The organism is Acidaminococcus sp. HCP3S3_H5, assembly GCF_052122235.1.
GTDB lineage: Bacteria > Bacillota > Negativicutes > Acidaminococcales > Acidaminococcaceae > Acidaminococcus.
This window is the reverse complement of sequence record NZ_JBQKCS010000003.1, coordinates 1-16,904: the sequence shown is the minus strand read 5'-3', so window position 1 is coordinate 16,904 and position 16,904 is coordinate 1. Positions and strand designations below refer to the sequence as shown.

Genomic DNA, 16,904 nt, shown 5'->3' with positions numbered 1-16,904 from the left:
GGGAGAAGAATAAAGGAAAGCGGGAAAAATATGTCCAAGATGCTGATTGTCTATTATTCCTGGTCCAACGGGAATACGAAAAAGATTGCGGAAGAACTGCAGAAGGCAACCGGGGCCGATCTTGCCAGGATCGATACCCTGAGTGCCTACAAGAATCAAAGCTACGATGAAGTAGTCCGGGAATCGGAAAAGGATATCGCCAAAGGGTACAAGCCGGAACTGGCCCCTCTGTATTTCCACCTGAAGGACTACGACACGGTGGCGGTGGGCACCCCTACCTGGTGGTATACCATGGCTCCGGCCATGAAGACCTTCCTGGAAAGCCAGGATTTCACCGGGAAGAAAGCGGCCTTTTTTGCCACCCACGGAGGCTGGCCCGGCCATGCCCTGAAGGATATGGAAAAAGCCTGTAAAGGGGCTTCTTTCGGTCCGGAACTGACCATCCAGTTCGATTCCACCGGCGGCAGCCGTCAGGTGACCAGCCAGGACAAAGTGGAAGAGTGGATCCGGAAAGTACAGGGATGGAAGTAAGCATCCCATTGGCCGCGGTCTGCGCCGCTGGATGTAAAGCAAACAGAGTAAAGCTGTGAAAGGGGAAAGCATCATGGAAAGAAAAATACTGCCCGGCCTGGAAAAAAAGGCCCTGGGCATGAGTCTTCTGGCACTGGCGGCCGTTCCGGTGATCCTGGTCAGTTCCTGTACGGTGCGCCGGGCAGCAGGGCTTTCTCCTGTGGCAGCGATGAACCGCCAGGCAATGGTGGAAGCGTCCCGGGCGGATCTGGGCCTGCTCACCTGGCCGAAACAGTTGGATGCTGTCCGGTATGAACTGGAACTTTTGGACGGGATTCCTCTAAATCTGGATCCCGCCCGGGAAGCAGACCATGCCTCATATCGGAACAGCCGGATCTATTCCGCCCAGGCCCTGCTGCCTCTGGAGGAACTCCGGAAGAAACAGACGACCGGCGTCCTGTATTACCGGGTACGGGCTTTTGACCTGGATGGCCGGCCTCTGGGGAACTATTCCCAGCCGGCGGCCGTTGAGAGCAGCCTGCGGAAAGTGGACCGGAATGCCCCGGTGCCTCGGAGCCGGATGGAGGATACCAATGGCTCCCTGCTGCTTTATCCTGTCTATGCCTATACCGGGAACCCGGGAGCAGTCCAGTACGAAGTGGAAGTAACGGACCGGATGCCAGAGAATACGGAAGGGACCGCACCTTCCCGGTATCGGGTCTTTGCCCAGGTCACCTCTCTTACGGATCTGTATGACGAGGCACCCCGGCTGGGGACCTATTACTGGCGGGTCCGGGGCATGGACAAGGAGGGGAATCCGGTGGGCCAGTGGAGCCTGCCCCAGAAGTTCACCACCCTGCCTTCCCGGAAAATCCGGGTGGGCATCTACGGTGACAGCATTTCCCACGGAGGAGGACATCTTTCTTTCAGTCCCGTGGATTATGCCTACAGCTACAGCCATTATCTGGCCTTTCCTACAGTGAACCTTTCGGAAAGCGGGGATACCAGCGCCATGATGGTGGAGCGGTTCGAACGGGATGTGCGGTCCTTCCCTCTGAAGTACCTGCTGATCCTGGGAGGCACCAACAGCCTCCGGGCAGGGGTGCCGGCAGAAGAAGTGATCCATGATCTGGACGAGATCGGCCGGAAGGCGGAAGCCCTGGGTATCCGTCCCATCTATCTCACCCTGCCGCCCATCAATCCCGCCAACATCCAGAAAGCTTTTGACGAACCCACCGCCGACAATTGGCGTCAGTCCTTTGCCCAGGTGAATGCCTACATCCGCAACCGGGACCATATCGACGTGGCGGCCTCCTTTGAAAATGGGGGAGACCTGCCTACGGAACTGGCCCTGGACGGAATCCACGGCGACTGGAATATGAAACAGGAAATGGCTCAGGTGATCAATGAGGGGATGAAAAGATTCGGTGTGTAGGAATCCTAAAACGTTCCTTCTCATGGCAGTGACTGCCGGTATACAATAAAAATAACGTGGAGAAGGTAAGGAGGAAAACAATATGAAGTGGAAAAAAGCAATCTCTATCGTCTGCATGGCGCTGTCTCTGCTGGCGGTTACGGCCTGCGGCGGACAGCAGGCTGCCCAGAATGGCGGGGGCAAGGCAGCGGGTACGGCGGCTGCGGAAAAGGCCCCGGCCAAGGCCAAAAAGGTGCTGGTGGTCTATTACACCAATACCCACCGGACGGAACAGGTGGCCAAGACCATTGCCGGGGAAACCGGCGGGGATCTGTACCTGCTGGATCTGGAAAAGCCCTATACGCCGGCAGATCTGGATTACAACAACAAAAGCGCCCGGGTCTACAAGGAACATGACGACCCCAGTCTGCGGAACGTGGCTCTGAAGAACGCCAAACCGGCCAATTGGCAGGACTATGACACCGTATTCGTGGGCTATCCCATCTGGTGGGGCATTGCCGCCTGGCCCATGGATACCTTCGTAAAGAGCAACGATTTTACCGGCAAGACGGTGATCCCCTTTGCCACCGCCTACAGTTCCGGCCTGGGCAGCAGCGCCGACCAGCTGAAGGAAATGGCCGGCAGCAAAGGCACCTGGCTCCAGGGACGCTGTTTCACCGGCACCATCCAGGACAGCCAGGTGAAGGACTGGGTGAAGAGTTTGGGAGTGAAATAAAAAAACAGGGCTGTTGCTTATGCAACAGCCCCGTTTTTTATTTCTTCCCCCTGCAAAGTCCACAGCTTCCGCAGTTTCCTCCGCAGGAACTTTTCCCTGCCTTGTGGTCTTTGTACATCTTGCGGATCACTGCCGCAACGATGAGAAAGAGCACCAGGCCCACAACAAAGGTACCCATAGGTCATTTCTCCTTTTATGCATTGGCAGACGCTCCGCATCTGCCTTCCTTCGGCCGCTGACCGTTGACAGCTGACTGTTGACAAAACGGGGGTGTGGAATCCCCACACCCCCATTATACCTTATTCCGTTACATCCGCTGCATCTTTGATCTGGATTTCTCCGTTGTACTTGGGAGCCGGACGGCACAGCAGGTAGACCATAATGGCCAGTACCACACAGGCGGCTGCCGTACCCAGGGTGAAGGTGCCGGTGGAAACGAAGCTGCCGAACTGATAGAACATCAGGGCCATGCAGTAGGCGAAACCGCACTGGTAGCCGATGGCGATCAGGGTCCAGCGGCCGTTGTTCATTTCCCGTTTGATGGCGCCCATGGCAGCCACACAGGGAGCGCACAGCAGGTTGAACACCAGGAAGGAGTAGGCGCTGAGCACCGAGAAGTCCTGGGCAAAGGTGCCCCAGAATTCCTGGCCGTCTTCTGCGGCATCTGCCAGCCCGTACAGGATCCCGAAGGTCCCTACCAGGTTTTCCTTGGCAATCAGCCCGGTGAAGGCAGCCACAGCAGCTTTCCAGTCACCCCAGCCCAGGGGAGCGAAGATCCAGGCCACTTTGGAACCAATGAAGGCCAGGATACTTTCGTTCAGGGCATCTTCCTCCAGCATGGTGAAGGCACCGTCGTCCCAGCCGAAGCTGGACAGGAACCACACCAGGATGGTGGACAGCAGGATCACTGTGCCGGCCTTCTTGATGAAGGAAGAACTCCGTTCCCATACGCTCCGGGCAATGTTCCCCAGGGTGGGCATGTGGTAGAAGGGCAGTTCCATTACGAAGGGAGCCGGATCACCGGCAAACAGTTTGGTCTTTTTCAGGATGATCCCGGAAATAATGATAGAGAAGATCCCCACAAAGTACGCGGAGGGAGCCACCCACCATTCTCCGTGGAAGTAAGCCCCGGCGATCAGGGCGATAATGGGCATCTTGGCGGAGCAGGGGATCATGGTGGTGGTCATGATGGTCATCCGCCGGTCGGATTCGTTTTCAATGGTACGGGAAGCCATGATCCCGGGCACGCCGCAGCCGGAGCCGATCAGCATGGGGATGAAGGATTTCCCGGACAGGCCGAACTTCCGGAAAGCCCGGTCCAGGATGAAAGCGATACGGGCCATGTAGCCGCAGGCTTCCAGAAAGGCCAGGAAGATGAACAGTACCACCATCTGGGGGACAAAGCCCAGCACGGCGCCAACCCCGGAAATGATCCCGTCCACGATCAGCCCATGGAGCCATTCGGCTACTCCCAGGCTGTCCATCAGGTCATCGGCTGCAGGAATCAGCATGTCACCAAAGAGAGTGTCATTGACCCAGTCCGTAGCGTCGGTCCCGATGGTGGTCACCGATACGTAATAGACCAGGAACATAATGGCGGCAAAAATAGGGAGGGCCAGCCACCGGTTGGTGACGATCTTGTCGATTTTATCGGAGGTGGTCAGTTTGCCTTTGCTCTTTTTGATGTTGCATTCATGGATAATGGAGCTGATGTATTTGTACCGTTCGTTGGTGATGATGCTTTCCGCATCGTCGTCCATTTCCTGTTCCACCGCTTCAATGTCCCCGTCGATGTGGTCGATGACGGACTGGGGCAGCTTCAAGGCTTCTTGGACTTTTTCATCCCGTTCGAACAGTTTGATGCCATACCACCGTTCCTGATGGGCCGGGAGCATTCCCTGGGTGGCTTCTTCAATGTGGGCCAGGGCGTGTTCCACAGGGCCGTCAAAGGAATGTTTGGCCACCATCACCTGCTGGTGTTTGGCCACCTTGGCCGCCAGGTCGGCGGCTTCCTTGATCCCTTCTCCTGTACGGGCAGAGATCTCCACCACCTGACAGCCCATTTTCTGGGACAATTTTTGGATGTTGATAATGTCCCCGTTTTTCCGGACCATGTCCATCATGTTCACGGCCATCACCATGGGGATCCCCAGTTCAGCCAGCTGGGTGCTGAGATACAGGTTCCGTTCCAGGTTGGTCCCGTCCACAATGTTCAGGATGGCATCCGGCCGTTCCTTCACCAGGTAGGTCCGGGAAACCACTTCTTCCAGAGTGTAGGGGGAGAGGGAATAAATGCCGGGCAGGTCCTGGATGATCACATCCGGATGGCCCATGAGTTTTCCTTCTTTTTTCTCCACGGTAACCCCGGGCCAGTTCCCGACGAACTGATTGGAACCCGTCAGGGCGTTGAACAGGGTGGTCTTGCCGGTATTGGGGTTCCCGGCAAGGGCAATCTTGAATTCCATAAATCGTGACCTTCTTTCCCATCTATTACTAATTTTAAAATCAGTTAGAAAAAGCTAATAAAAAGATAAAAAATTACAGCTCTTTCACTTCCACCATTTCCGCATCGGCTTTCCGCAGGGACAGTTCATAGCCCCGCACGTTGAGTTCCACCGGATCTCCCAGAGGCGCCACCTTCCGGATGTGCACCGGAGTCCCTTTGGTGATGCCCATATCCATGATCCGGCGCTTGATGGCTCCGGTGCCATGGAGTTTTACCACTTCGTAATCTTTGCCTGTCAAGGCGTCTTTCAGAGTTGTCATTGTGATGTTCCTCCTGCTGTTACTGTACTGTGATTTTGGCGGCCATTTCCATACTGATGGCCACCCGGGATTCCCGGATGTTCAGGATCAGCCCGCTGGGGGTATGCTGGACAATGGAGATCAACGCACCCTGGGTGATGCCCAGGTTTTCCAGGTGGGTACGGACCTTGGGGGAACCGCCTACCCGCAGGACGGTCAGGTCCCTGCCAGCGTCGGCAAATGTCAAAGGCATGATGCTACCTCTTTTCACAATTTATTTATGAAACCTAATCTTCATACGTGATATGTTAGCACACACTAACGAAAGAGTCAACAAAAATAGCAAAAAAGGGCTGTTGCTCATGCAACAGCCCTTTTTTATTCCTCCGGCTTCAGTTTCTTTTCCGTAAACGCCTTCAATCCATTGAGGGCTGCCAGGAACACGCCGCCCATGAGGAACCAGAAAATGTGGAAAGTTTCCCAGGTCATGGCAGGCTGGGGCACTTTCAGGGTGGTGGGGCCCTGGGCAATGGCGTACAGGGATCCGACCATCAGCCCAAGGATGAAGTACACCATGGCGGCCCGGTGGTTGTCCAGGGCGTTCTTCACCAGCTTGATGATCCCTACGATCCCGGCCAGCACCCCAAATCCGAAGATGCACAGCACCGGGAAATAGGACAGGTTCATGTGGAGGAATTCCTTGATGGCGCTGATGATGGGCACATACAGCCCGAAAATAAGCAGCATGGTGGATCCGGAAATCCCCGGCAGCACCATGGCACAGATGGCGATCATGGCGCAGACGAAAATGTATCCGCCCAAAAAGGGCGTCAGATGGGCGATTTCCACATTGGTACCCTGGCCACCGGTGGGGTTCACCGCAGCGATCACCAGTACCAGCACGATCCCCAGGATCATGTAGATGATCCTGCTGGTACGCCGGAGGCATTCCTTTTCTTCCTTGATAATAAGGGGCAGGGAGAAAATGGAGAAGCCCAGGAACAGGGAACTGAGCTCATAGATCCGGCTGGTGAACAGACTGGCAATCACCAGCACCGAAGATCCCATGCCGATGAACCAGCCCATGCCCAGCTTGGCCAGGAACCGGATGCCCTCCCGCTTCAGCTCCCGGCTGCCGTGGGTGAGTACATACAGGGAACTGATGAATTCATCATAGAAACCCAGTACAAAGGCGATGGTACCGCCGGATACCCCGGGGACGCTGTCGGCCAGGGCCATGCAGAAGCCCCGGACCATGTTCAGGAACAGATCCATAGTAGTTCATCCTTTCTGGGGCCAGGCCCCTCTGTCTTTTCCTTATTATAAGCAATGGGGTTAAACAATTCCGAAACAAACAGGAAAAAAATCGGCAAGATTTGTGTTATAATGATTCATCGGACTGACTGTTTAGCCGGTCCGGACAATGAGACTCTATTATATCGTATTTTGGAAGAAAATAGAATAGCGCAGGGAAATCTCTTTTCCGCGCAAAGGAGGATGCAGGTTGGACAGAAGCGAACTGAAACTGAAACTGATGGAATATGCCGCCAAAGGCTATGAAGTGCCCCGGATGGACATGATCAAGACTCCGGAACAGATCGAAGGGATTCGGAAAGCCGGAAAGGTGAATTCAGAAGTGCTGGATGCGGTGGAAAAAAACATCAAAGTGGGGATGACCACCGACGACATCAACACCATTGTGTATGATACCACGGTGAAGCTCCACGCCATTCCCGCCTGCCTGAACTACGAAGGGTTCCCCAAATCCGTGTGTACCTCCGTCAACGATGTGATCTGCCACGGAATCCCGGATCCCAAACAGGTGCTGAAAAGCGGGGACATTGTGAACGTGGACGCCACCACCATTTTCGACGGTTATGTGGGGGATGCCTCCCGGATGTTCATGCTGGGCCGGGTGCCGGCGGAACGGAAGAACCTGGTGGGCATTACCAAAGAATGCCTGAAGCGGGGCATGGAAAACGCCGTAGGCTGGAAGAACACCCTGGGGGACATCGGGGCGGCCATCCAGAGCTTTGCCCAGAAACACGGATGCAGCGTGGTCCGGGAATTCGGCGGTCATGGTGTGGGACTGGAAATGCACGAAGATCCCTTTGTGTCCCATGTGGGGAAACGGAAAACCGGCATGCTGCTGGTGCCGGGCATGGTGATCACCATCGAACCCATGATCAACGCCGGCACGCCGGAACTGTGGATCGACGAACTGAACGGCTGGACCGTCCACACCGCCGACGGCAAAGACAGCGCCCAGTGGGAACACACCCTCCTGATCACAGAAGGGGAACCGGAAGTGCTGAGCTGGTAAGCCATCAAAAAACGAAAGGATGAAAGAAAATGACCTTCATGGACCTGGCCAAAGCCAGATATTCTGTACGGAAATTCAGTGACAAACCCATCGAAAAAGAAAAAATGGACGCCATCCTGGAAGCGGGACGGATCGCGCCCACCGGCCACAATTATCAGCCCTACCGGGTGTACGTGCTCCAGAGCCCAGAAGCCCTGGAAAAGATCCGGGGACTGAGCCGGTGCGCCTTCAATGCACCGGTGGTGCTCATGGTCACCGTCCGGAAGGACGAGGAATGGGTGAACCCCTTTGAACACAGCATCCGTGCCGGGGAACAGGACGCCAGCATCGTGGCCACCCATATGATGCTGGAAGCCTGGGAACAGGGCATCGGGTCCTGCTGGGTGAACTACTTCCCGGTGACCCAGACTGCCGATGCCTTCGGCCTGGAACTGAACGAAGTACCCCTGCTGCTCATGCCCATGGGCTACGCCGCAGAAGGAGTCCACGCCGCCCATCTCCACACGGAACGGAGAAGCAACGAGGAATTGGTGAAGGTGTTGTAAAAAATGGGGCTGTTGCGTATGTGCAACAGCCCCATTTCTTTTTTTTATTCCACCACCACCTGACAGCTCCTCATGGTGGCGAGGGCCGCCTGATGGCTTTCTTCCGTTACTCCTGCACAGCATTGGCTGTCCACCCGGATCTCCACTTCCGGCAGGGCTGCCTTCAGCAGCAGGGCATTGCTCACTACGCAGATGTCCGTGCACAGGCCGATGAGCTCGATGCTCTGGATGGGCTGCTTCCGGTTCAGTTCCTTCAGGTCTTCCGCCAGTTTCACCGAACCGAAGGAGGGCTTCTGGATCACCGGCCAGTGATGTTCCTGCTGGAGTTTTTCCAGGGCCGGGATCAGTTTCCAGCCTGGGGTCCCCTTGATGCAGTGCTTCACCGGCAGCCGTTTTCCTTCCTGGGTCTCCAGGTAATCCTCCCCGTGGGTATCCTGGGTGAAAATCACCTTCCCGGGGAAATGGGCCACCTTCCTCAGCACCGCCGGGGTAATGGCCTGGGCCGCTTCCGACCCCAGGCTCCCGCCCACAAAGTCATTCTGCATATCCACCACGATCAAAAAACGGTTTTCCATACCAACCACATCCTTTTCATTCACTCTTCACTTTTATCCTTCTTCACCGGCCGCACTTCCACGATGATCTCCTGGACCCGGTGCTCATTGGCCTGGGTCACCGTCACGTGGAGGTTCCGGCAGTCGAAGGTATCGCCCTTTTTGGGAATGGTCTCCAGGGTATCCACCACCCAGCCGCTGATGGAATTGTTCTCCAGGCCGTAATCATCGATATCCAGATCCAGATACTTGAACAGGTCGAACAGGTTGGCGTTCTGGGAATTGGAGGAGCAGGAAACCAGGTACCGGTTCTTCCCCAGTTTCCGGAAGGAAGAAACCGCCTTGTCGTGCTCGTCCCAGATTTCGCCCACCAGTTCCTCCACAATGTCTTCCGTGGTCACCAGCCCCCGGACGGTGCCGTAGCTGTCCATCACCATGGCCATTTCCACCTTGGCCTCCTGGAGGGTCTTCAGCACTCGGGAAATCTTGGTGGACTGGTGGACCAGGGCTGCCTTCTTGATCAGCTTCTGCAGGCTGCAGTGGGGGTCCTGGAGATAGGCTGCCAGGAAATCCTTGGCGTGGAGGATCCCCACAATCTCGCTGTAGTCATCCTTGAATACCGGCAGACGGGAAAAACCGTGGCTGCCAAACAGCTTCAGGGCTTCTTCGCTGCCTTCCGAAATATCCATGGCCACCATGTCCACCCGGGGCGTCATGATTTCCCGGACCCGGATGTCGCTGAATTCGATGGCGCTTTTGATCAGCAGGCTGTCCTGCTTGTTGATGCCGCCCCCGTGTTCCACTTCGTCCACCATCAGCAGCAGTTCATCTTCCGTGGCGAACCGGTGGGAAACCTTTTTCCGCAGGCACCGGTTGAAAAGGTTCTTCATGATCCGGAACAGAAAATTCAAAGGAGCGAACAGCACCACCAGCACACTGAGCAGGCCGGAACAGTCCATGGCGTATTTTTCCGGGGCATCGCTGGCCACGCTTTTGGGGATGATTTCCCCGAAAATCAGGATCACAATGGTGGTGAACACCGTGGCCAGGGCCAGACCGGAAGGACCGAAGGCCGCCGTGGAAACCGCCGCCGCCAGGGAAGCGGTGGCAATGTTCACCACGTTGTTCCCGATCAGGATAGTGGACAGGGCGTCGTCAAAATGGTCCAGCAGCCGAAGAGCTTTCCGGGCCTTTTTGCTGCCGCTTTTGGCCTGGTTCTTCAGCCGCAGCTTGTTGGACCCGGTAAGAGCCGTCTCTGAAGCGGAAAAAAAGGCGGACAGGGATATAAACACAATCAGGATCAGCGTCAGGGCTGATGTGGGTATTTGCAGATCATCCATAGTATTACACTTCCTCCGTATAATACTGATATTATAGGAGAAAGTATGACAGTGGTCAATGTTCTATGCTATAATAGGAAAGCTATGGTTGCTGAATCTTTACTGAAAAATGCCCGGATCATCCAGTCCTTCCGCCGGAGCATCGGCTTCGAGGTGGTGGAGGACGGCACCCTGGTGCTGCGGGTCCCTTACGGGATCTCCTCCCAGGAACTGCTCCGGATTGTGGCAAAAAAAGAAAAATGGATTGCCGGGGCCCAGGCCAGGGTCCGCCGGGAACGGGAAGAGCATCACACCCTGCGCCTTCAGGACGGGGAAACTTTCCTGCTCTTCGGCCGTCCCTGCACCCTCCGTCTCCGGCCCGGAACCGGGTTCTCTTACCGGAAAGAAGAAGGCCTTTTGGAGATGGGGGACCAGGAGACACGGGAGAACCTGGCCCGGTTCCTGATCGGCCAGCTGCGTCCGGTGCTTGGGGAACTGGTGAGCCGGTATGCCTCCCAGATGGGTCTCAGGCTGCCGGTGGTCAAATGCAGCCGGGCCAAAAAAAGATGGGGGTACTGTAACTGGAAGGGGGAAATCGGGTTCTCCTGGCCCCTGGTATTCTGCCCCCGGGAAGTCATAGCCTATGTGGTGGTCCATGAACTGTGCCACATCCGGAATATGTCCCACAACAAAGCCTTCTGGCAGGCGGTGGCCCAGGTGCTGCCGGATTACCGGGAACGGGAAAACTGGCTGAAGGTCCACAGAAAGGTCATGAGTACATTATGAGCATCAACAAAAAAATCATCCTTTGTTTCATTGCCCTGGTTGTGGTGGGGACGGTCTCTCTGACCCTTCTCCACCGGAGTCCCAAATATCAGGAACAGCAGCAGGCCCAGAATGCCCAGACGGTCCATTCCCAGGACACCAAGCTGCCCTATGACTATCTGAACAACGTGATCGCCCAGAGCGGTGCCGCCTGTTCTGTGTACTACCATTCCCTGGAAAATGACGATGTATTCTACAACTATTCCGGTAAAATGCCCGCCGGGGATCTGGCCCGGCTTTATGTGGCCGCCGGGGTCCTCCGGCAGGTGGAAGACGGGGACCTGTCCCTGGACGAAGTGTACACCATCCGGGAAAAAGACCGGAAGCCGGCCAGCCCGGTACTGGGGAAAGTCCCTGCGGGCAGCCGGGTCACCATCCGGAACCTGCTGGAAGACATGGTGCTCCAGAATGATACCACCGCCCTGTACAAGTTGATCTGGATTGCCGGCCGGGAAGACCTGAACCAGTGGCTGTCCAAAGAGGGGTATGCGGATACGGAAATCGGCACCACCCAGCTGCCCCAGGGAGAAAACAGTCAGGATACCCTGGCTCCCGGGGAAAAACGCCGGCTCAGCTACACCTCTGTCAACGATACAGTGAATCTGCTCACCCGGCTGTACCAGGGGAAGGCGGTTTCCCAGAAGCAGGATGCCTACCTGATGGAACTGCTCCGGAAACAGCCGGACCGGAACCTCCTGGGAGCCCTGCTGCCCAAAAAGGTGAAGATCGCCGGGGTTCAGTCCGACCAGAATCAGCAGCTGGGCGCCGCAGGAATCGTCTATGCCAAGGAAAAATACGTGCTGGTAGTCATGATGGACAAGGCCGTCCGTCCGGAAGAGAGCCGCAAGACCATCAATCAGCTTTCCTCCATTATCTTCAATACCGTCAACGACAAAGAGGTGTTCAAAAAATGATGAAAAAAGTCGATGTAGCAATTATTGGCGGGGGTCCTGCCTCCATTTACGCCGCTTATGAATTTGTCCTGAAATACCCCAAGGCCCAGGTGCTGATCCTGGAAGAAGGCCATGCCATTGATTTCCGCAGCTGTCCCATTATCGCCGGGAAAGTGGAAAAATGCGTCCGCTGCACCCCCTGCAGCATTATGCGGGGATTCGGGGGCGCCGGGGCTTTTTCCGACGGCAAGTACAATTTCACCACTGAATTCGGAGGCTGGCTCAGTGATTACATCCCCAAAAAGACCGTGATGGATCTCATCGACTACGTGGATGAAATCAACCTGAAGCACGGGGCGCCCGGAGAAGTGTATTCCACCAAGAACTGCAAAATCGGACGGCTGGCCCTGGGCCATGACCTGCACCTGCTGAACGCCAAAGTGCGGCACCTGGGTACTGACAACAACCGGAAACTGATGGCCAGCATCTACCGGTTCCTGCTGGATCACGGAATCCAGATCCAGTGCGACACCCAGGTGGATACCTTCCATCCCTGTGAAGAGGGCTATGAGGTGGTGCTCAAGGACAGCCCGGACACCATCCGGTGCACCTATCTCATCGGGGCTCCCGGCCGGGCCGGGGCGGAATGGTTCTCCGGCCAGTGCGAAAAGCTGGGGTTGGAACTGACCAACAACCAGGTGGACGTGGGGGTCCGGGTGGAAGTACCGGCCGCCGTGTTCCAACACATTACCGACGAAGTGTACGAAGCCAAGCTGGTGTATCGGACCAAAGGGTACGGGGATCGGGTACGGACCTTCTGCATGAACCCCAACGGCTATGTGGTGGCAGAAAACACCGACGGCATCGTCACCGTTAACGGCCACAGCTTCAGCGACCCCAAAAAGAACAGCGGCAACACCAACTTTGCCCTCCTGGTGAGCAACCGGTTCACGGAACCTTTCAAGGAACCCCACCGGTATGGCAAACACATCGCTTCCCTGTCCAACATGCTGGGAGGCGGTGTGCTGGTCCAGCGGTTCGGGGACCTGATCAAAGGCCGGCGGACCAACGCCCACCGGCTGAGCCAGAGCTTCCTCCGGCCCACCCTCAATGCGGTGCCCGGGGATCTGAGCCTGGTGCTGCCCAAACGCCATCTGGACAACATCATCGAAATGATTTACGCCCTGGACAAAGTGGCGCCGGGTACCGCCAACGACGACACCCTGCTCTACGGGGTGGAAGTGAAGTTCTACAGCGCCCGGCTGGAACTGGATGACCAGCTGGAAACCAAACTGCCCAACTTCTTCGCCATCGGGGACGGGGCCGGCATCACCCGGGGCCTGAGCCAGGCCAGCGCCAGCGGCGTCTACGTGGCCCGGATCATCGGGGAGAGAATGAAGGGTTCATCAGGCCATTGACAATTGACTATTGACCATTGACGGGGTGCTGCGCAGCAGCACCCCATTATTCTATATTCTGCCTCTTCAAACTCTCCCGCAGCTCCCTGGACCGGTGCTTGGACAGGGGCAGGACGCTGCCGTTCAGCAGGGTCACTTCACGGCCCCACACATTCCGCACCCACTGGAGATTAAGCACATAGCTCCGGTGGATCCGCATGAAATTGAACCGGCCCAGCTGCTTTTCCAGCCCGCCCAGGGTCTCCCGGTACTCATAGTTTCCCAGGGCGGTCACCACCTGGATCCGGGACCCCAGGGCCTTGAAATAGATCACGTCCTTCAGGGGGAACCGGTGGAGTCCCTGCCAGTTGGAAAAAACAAAGGTATAGCAGCTGTTCCGGCGTTTCCGGATCAGTTCCTGCAGGTCCCGGTGGAGAATCCGGGGAGGAAAGGGGTGGGGGTAGCACCGGTACAGGGGCACCTCATACCCGGCCAGAGAATCCTGGAAACTGTTGGAAATCAGGGAAATGGGCATCTGGGGATCAAAAGAACGGATTTTCCGGGCCAGGGCCAGATTCCGGTGGTCCTGCTGGAAGGGTCCCAACAGCACCAGGTTGTAGCAGCACCCCTGGCGGCAGTCCCGGAGCAGCGCCTGCTCCCCCAAAAAGGTATGGATGCTCAGGACATCGGATGGATTGGGCAGTTTGAGAATGTTGTCAGTGAGCTGGGTGAGAATTTGGGGATTGCTGTCACAAATGGCAATGTGGAACATGATGGGGCCTCCGTTCTTGAAAATTGTAAAAAAGTAGACACTTGTACAGTATAACACGAATGTTCTAAAAAAGCAGAAAATTATTTTATTTCATGGATTCCCCGAGCATTTTTTTGACGGGTACGGTATAATAACTGGTGGAATACTCCAGGCCACCCCGGAAAGGAAACCTGGAAGAAAGAAGGCGCACCATGTCCACCTGTCAGGAAGATCAGATGATTTACCACTATTGCTCCACCAGCGGATTCTTCAATATTCTGCGCAACCAGTGCCTCTGGCTGACGGAAGCCTCTTTTACCAACGACGCATGGGAAAACAGGATGCTGGATCCCATTTTCGAACAGGCCCTGGAGGACCTGGCAGAAGAGGGGGAAGTCCGGCGGGATCAGCTGGACACTGCCCGGGATCTGTATTATCACCATTCCGCCTGCTTCATCTACCTGGGCTGTTTTTCCGAGGCCGGGGACATCCTGCCCCAGTGGCGGTCCTATGCGGACGACGGCCAGGGTTTTGCCATCGGCTTTTCTTCCCGGGAAATGGATTTCGACTGTTCCACCGTCCACCTCAATGCGGACTTCGCCAACAAGTACTACCTGAAAAAAGTCATCTATATGAAAGAAGGGTATGCAGAACACTTCCTGCCCCTGGCCAGGAACTGGATCCGCATGCGTCTGAACCGGGGAAAACACCTGAACGAACGGGAAATCCGCCGGGCCATTGCCGACGATGCGGCCTTTTCTTCCCTCCGGTACTACTGCAAGGACGCCAGCTTTGCCTCGGAAAAAGAACTCCGGGCCCTGTGGCTGCCGGTGCTGCTGAAGGACGAAGAGGGGAACATGGCCGCCGGGAACCGGAAAGCCTACCGGCAGATCCATTTCCGTCCGGAAGCCAGCCGGCTGGTGCCTTATACGGAAATGCCCTTTGCCAAAAGTGCCGTCCGGGAAGTGGTCCTGGGCCCGAAAAATGACATGAAAGACCATCCGGATATCCTGAAGATGTTCCTGGCTGCCAACGGCTATGACGACCGGAACGTCCGGATCCGGGTATCCAAAAGTTCCTATCGATAAAAGGAGAACCTATGCAGAATTTTGATTTTACCCAACCTTCCATCCTCCAGCGGCTGTATGATGCCCTGGATGAACGGGGCCGCCTGCCCCGGGAGTTTTCCCTCCGCCAGGCCATGGAACCGGAAGGTCCGGCCCAGGGGTTTTATTACAGTGACGGCTTCATGGAAGGGAACCTTACCGGGCTGGACAAGGGGGAAGAAGAAAGCCCGGAACTCCAGGAAATCCTTGGGCAGATCCTGGCCGGAGCATATGACCAGGCTGTCCAGGGGCTGAAAGCCTTCTTTGGAGAGGGAGAAGACCATCTGATGAATGCCTTTGTGCTGCCCCTCCAACAGGCGGTGGATGCTCAGCGGGAAGCCCTGGACCCGGAACCCCTTATCTGGTTTGCCCACCGGTTGCTCCAGGAGGCGGATCAGCCGGAAATCGTTAAATTCGCCCTGTCCCTGCTGGAATTCTTCGACCTCCAGGAAGAGGAAGATGTGGCGGAAGACATCCGGCTCCTGGCCCGGTGCAACGAATTTACCCTGTTCTGCGTCCGGAATTTTCTCCAGTGGACCGACGGCCAGGAAGAAATCTTCCGCACTGCCCGGCAGGTATACGGCTGGGGCCGGATCGCCGCCCTGGAACATCTGGATCCCCGGACTGCCCAGATCCGCCAGTGGATGCTGGAAGAAGGCTGGGACAACGATGTGAACCCGGAATACACCGCCCGGCTCCTGGCGGACCATGTGGATCTTTTGGGAGTGCTGGAACGGCCCACCCTCACCGCCAAAGCCTTTGAAGGGGCTGAAGCCCTGGTGGATGCCCTGCTGGTGGATGAACCGGTACCCGGGATTTCAGAGATGGCCCAGCCGGTGAAACTGCTTACGGAATTCCTCCGGCACTGTGGGGAACAGGAAAAAGAACTGGAAGACTACCAGGTGATCCTCCGGATCCTCCAGTATGCCACCAACAAACTGGAAGGCAAAGCCGGGGAAACGGTGAAACAGGCCTGCGGCAAGCTGCTCCTGTCCTTTGCCTGCGCCCAGACCGTCCAACAGGCCATGAAAAAAGGGGAAGGGTTCGACCTGGCCCGGACCCTGGATCTGCCCTATGCCCAGCAGGCGGTGGAACTGGTGCTCCAGGCCCCACTGGACCATGTGGACCTGCTGCCCTATGCCCTTACCGGGGACAGCCACCACGACCATCATGTGATGGAACTGTATGAAGACCTGATTCCCGGGTTCGAAGAAGTCTTTGGGCAGTGCCAGGAAGGGGAAGTGTCCCTCCAGGAACAGCTGGACGGGGTGTACATGGACCTGAACCGGATCCTCAGCCAGCTGTACGGCTTCCCGGGCACCGGAGAAAAGCTTTTCCAAACCGCTCTGAAATCTCCGGCCCTGATGAACCGGAACACCGCCCTGGAAATCCTCAACCAGTGGAAAGACCTGGGATACACCCTCAGTGATCCCATCCGGGAAGGTGTGGAACAGCTCCTGGTCCGGGAGAAAAACCAGGACGTAAAGGAAAAAGCGGAAAGGCTGTTAAAATAGTTGACAGCCTTTCCAATCTTTGCTATACTATACAAGCTTTCTCCTTGAGAAAGCAACAGACAATCGATTCTGCAGCAACGAAATGTTTCAACTGAAACACTGAAAGAAAAAAGTTGTTGACAAAGGAACGAAAGTCTGGTATTATATAGAAGCTGTCGCTGAGACAGCGAGACGAACTTTGAGAACTGAATATTGTTGACAGATGTGCGGGTCAAGTCACTTTTAGTGATGAGATCGAGTCACCTGGATGACAACCAGGTTAAAAAATCAAA

At 56.1% G+C, this 16,904-nt stretch carries 18 protein-coding genes; 10 read left to right on the top strand and 8 right to left on the bottom strand.

Annotation, left to right across the window (positions count from 1 at the left end):
* Positions 1 to 30 precede the first annotated feature (30 nt).
* From ACTQY5_RS04160 to ACTQY5_RS04150, 3 genes are all read left to right on the top strand, one after another.
* On the top strand, positions 31 to 531 hold the full coding sequence (locus ACTQY5_RS04160) for a flavodoxin family protein (protein ID WP_276693213.1): 501 nt from the start codon (positions 31 to 33) through the stop codon (positions 529 to 531).
* A 73-nt stretch (positions 532 to 604) separates the two neighbouring features.
* Positions 605 to 1,945: an SGNH/GDSL hydrolase family protein gene (locus tag ACTQY5_RS04155; protein ID WP_441368844.1), complete on the top strand. Its 1,341-nt coding sequence runs from the start codon at positions 605 to 607 to the stop codon at positions 1,943 to 1,945.
* 82 nt (positions 1,946 to 2,027) lie between these two features.
* A complete protein-coding gene (locus ACTQY5_RS04150) occupies positions 2,028 to 2,660 on the top strand; it encodes a flavodoxin (RefSeq protein WP_329778088.1) in 633 nt (210 codons plus the stop codon).
* 37 nt (positions 2,661 to 2,697) lie between these two features.
* On the opposite strand, the gene ACTQY5_RS04145 is transcribed toward ACTQY5_RS04150, so the two are convergent.
* The 5 genes from ACTQY5_RS04145 to ACTQY5_RS04125 form a co-directional block, all read right to left on the bottom strand.
* Positions 2,698 to 2,838, bottom strand: a complete 141-nt coding sequence (locus ACTQY5_RS04145) for a FeoB-associated Cys-rich membrane protein (RefSeq protein ID WP_279128086.1) — start codon at positions 2,836 to 2,838, stop codon at positions 2,698 to 2,700.
* A 121-nt stretch (positions 2,839 to 2,959) separates the two neighbouring features.
* Positions 2,960 to 5,125, bottom strand: coding sequence for a ferrous iron transport protein B (feoB, locus tag ACTQY5_RS04140; RefSeq protein ID WP_441368843.1), 2,166 nt, complete (start codon positions 5,123 to 5,125; stop codon positions 2,960 to 2,962).
* Between the two features lie 73 nt (positions 5,126 to 5,198).
* On the bottom strand, positions 5,199 to 5,426 hold the full coding sequence (locus ACTQY5_RS04135) for a FeoA family protein (protein ID WP_022487314.1): 228 nt from the start codon (positions 5,424 to 5,426) through the stop codon (positions 5,199 to 5,201).
* A gap of 19 nt (positions 5,427 to 5,445) precedes the next feature.
* Positions 5,446 to 5,658, bottom strand: coding sequence for a FeoA family protein (locus ACTQY5_RS04130; RefSeq protein WP_288310951.1), 213 nt, complete (start codon positions 5,656 to 5,658; stop codon positions 5,446 to 5,448).
* 125 nt (positions 5,659 to 5,783) lie between these two features.
* Positions 5,784 to 6,680 (bottom strand): DUF368 domain-containing protein, encoded by an 897-nt coding sequence (locus ACTQY5_RS04125; protein ID WP_022487312.1) that lies wholly within the window; start codon positions 6,678 to 6,680, stop codon positions 5,784 to 5,786.
* 229 nt (positions 6,681 to 6,909) lie between these two features.
* Here ACTQY5_RS04125 and map point away from each other — a divergent pair, with 229 nt between their 5' ends.
* Both map and ACTQY5_RS04115 read left to right on the top strand, forming a co-directional pair.
* Entirely contained in the window at positions 6,910 to 7,728 is an 819-nt protein-coding gene (gene map / locus ACTQY5_RS04120; RefSeq protein WP_288310950.1) for a type I methionyl aminopeptidase, read from the top strand.
* Between the two features lie 29 nt (positions 7,729 to 7,757).
* Positions 7,758 to 8,273 (top strand): nitroreductase family protein, encoded by a 516-nt coding sequence (locus ACTQY5_RS04115; protein ID WP_288310949.1) that lies wholly within the window; start codon positions 7,758 to 7,760, stop codon positions 8,271 to 8,273.
* A 44-nt stretch (positions 8,274 to 8,317) separates the two neighbouring features.
* Here the strand turns inward: ACTQY5_RS04115 and ACTQY5_RS04110 are convergent, their stop codons facing one another.
* Together ACTQY5_RS04110 and ACTQY5_RS04105 are read right to left on the bottom strand one after the other, a co-directional pair.
* Complete coding sequence (locus ACTQY5_RS04110) at positions 8,318 to 8,848, bottom strand: cysteine hydrolase family protein (protein ID WP_022487309.1); 531 nt, start codon at positions 8,846 to 8,848, stop codon at positions 8,318 to 8,320.
* A gap of 20 nt (positions 8,849 to 8,868) precedes the next feature.
* Entirely contained in the window at positions 8,869 to 10,167 is a 1,299-nt protein-coding gene (locus ACTQY5_RS04105) for an HlyC/CorC family transporter (protein WP_022487308.1), read from the bottom strand.
* 84 nt (positions 10,168 to 10,251) lie between these two features.
* Here ACTQY5_RS04105 and ACTQY5_RS04100 point away from each other — a divergent pair, with 84 nt between their 5' ends.
* Genes ACTQY5_RS04100 through ACTQY5_RS04090 form a run of 3 tightly spaced genes read left to right on the top strand, consistent with a single transcriptional unit; the run spans position 10,252 to position 13,282 of the window.
* Positions 10,252 to 10,932: a M48 family metallopeptidase gene (locus ACTQY5_RS04100; protein WP_195839651.1), complete on the top strand. Its 681-nt coding sequence runs from the start codon at positions 10,252 to 10,254 to the stop codon at positions 10,930 to 10,932.
* Complete coding sequence (locus ACTQY5_RS04095) at positions 10,929 to 11,885, top strand: serine hydrolase (RefSeq protein ID WP_441368842.1); 957 nt, start codon at positions 10,929 to 10,931, stop codon at positions 11,883 to 11,885. The genes ACTQY5_RS04100 and ACTQY5_RS04095 overlap by 4 nt, the downstream gene beginning before the upstream one ends.
* Complete coding sequence (locus ACTQY5_RS04090; RefSeq protein ID WP_022487305.1) at positions 11,882 to 13,282, top strand: NAD(P)/FAD-dependent oxidoreductase; 1,401 nt, start codon at positions 11,882 to 11,884, stop codon at positions 13,280 to 13,282. The genes ACTQY5_RS04095 and ACTQY5_RS04090 overlap by 4 nt, the downstream gene beginning before the upstream one ends.
* A 46-nt stretch (positions 13,283 to 13,328) precedes the next feature.
* On the opposite strand, the gene ACTQY5_RS04085 is transcribed toward ACTQY5_RS04090, so the two are convergent.
* Positions 13,329 to 14,033, bottom strand: coding sequence for a LytR/AlgR family response regulator transcription factor (locus ACTQY5_RS04085; protein WP_022487304.1), 705 nt, complete (start codon positions 14,031 to 14,033; stop codon positions 13,329 to 13,331).
* Positions 14,034 to 14,224: 191 nt separating this feature from the next.
* Here ACTQY5_RS04085 and ACTQY5_RS04080 point away from each other — a divergent pair, with 191 nt between their 5' ends.
* Positions 14,225 to 15,100: a DUF2971 domain-containing protein gene (locus ACTQY5_RS04080; protein WP_022487303.1), complete on the top strand. Its 876-nt coding sequence runs from the start codon at positions 14,225 to 14,227 to the stop codon at positions 15,098 to 15,100.
* 11 nt (positions 15,101 to 15,111) lie between these two features.
* Positions 15,112 to 16,632, top strand: coding sequence for a hypothetical protein (locus ACTQY5_RS04075; RefSeq protein WP_022487302.1), 1,521 nt, complete (start codon positions 15,112 to 15,114; stop codon positions 16,630 to 16,632).
* Positions 16,633 to 16,904: the final 272 nt, after the last annotated feature.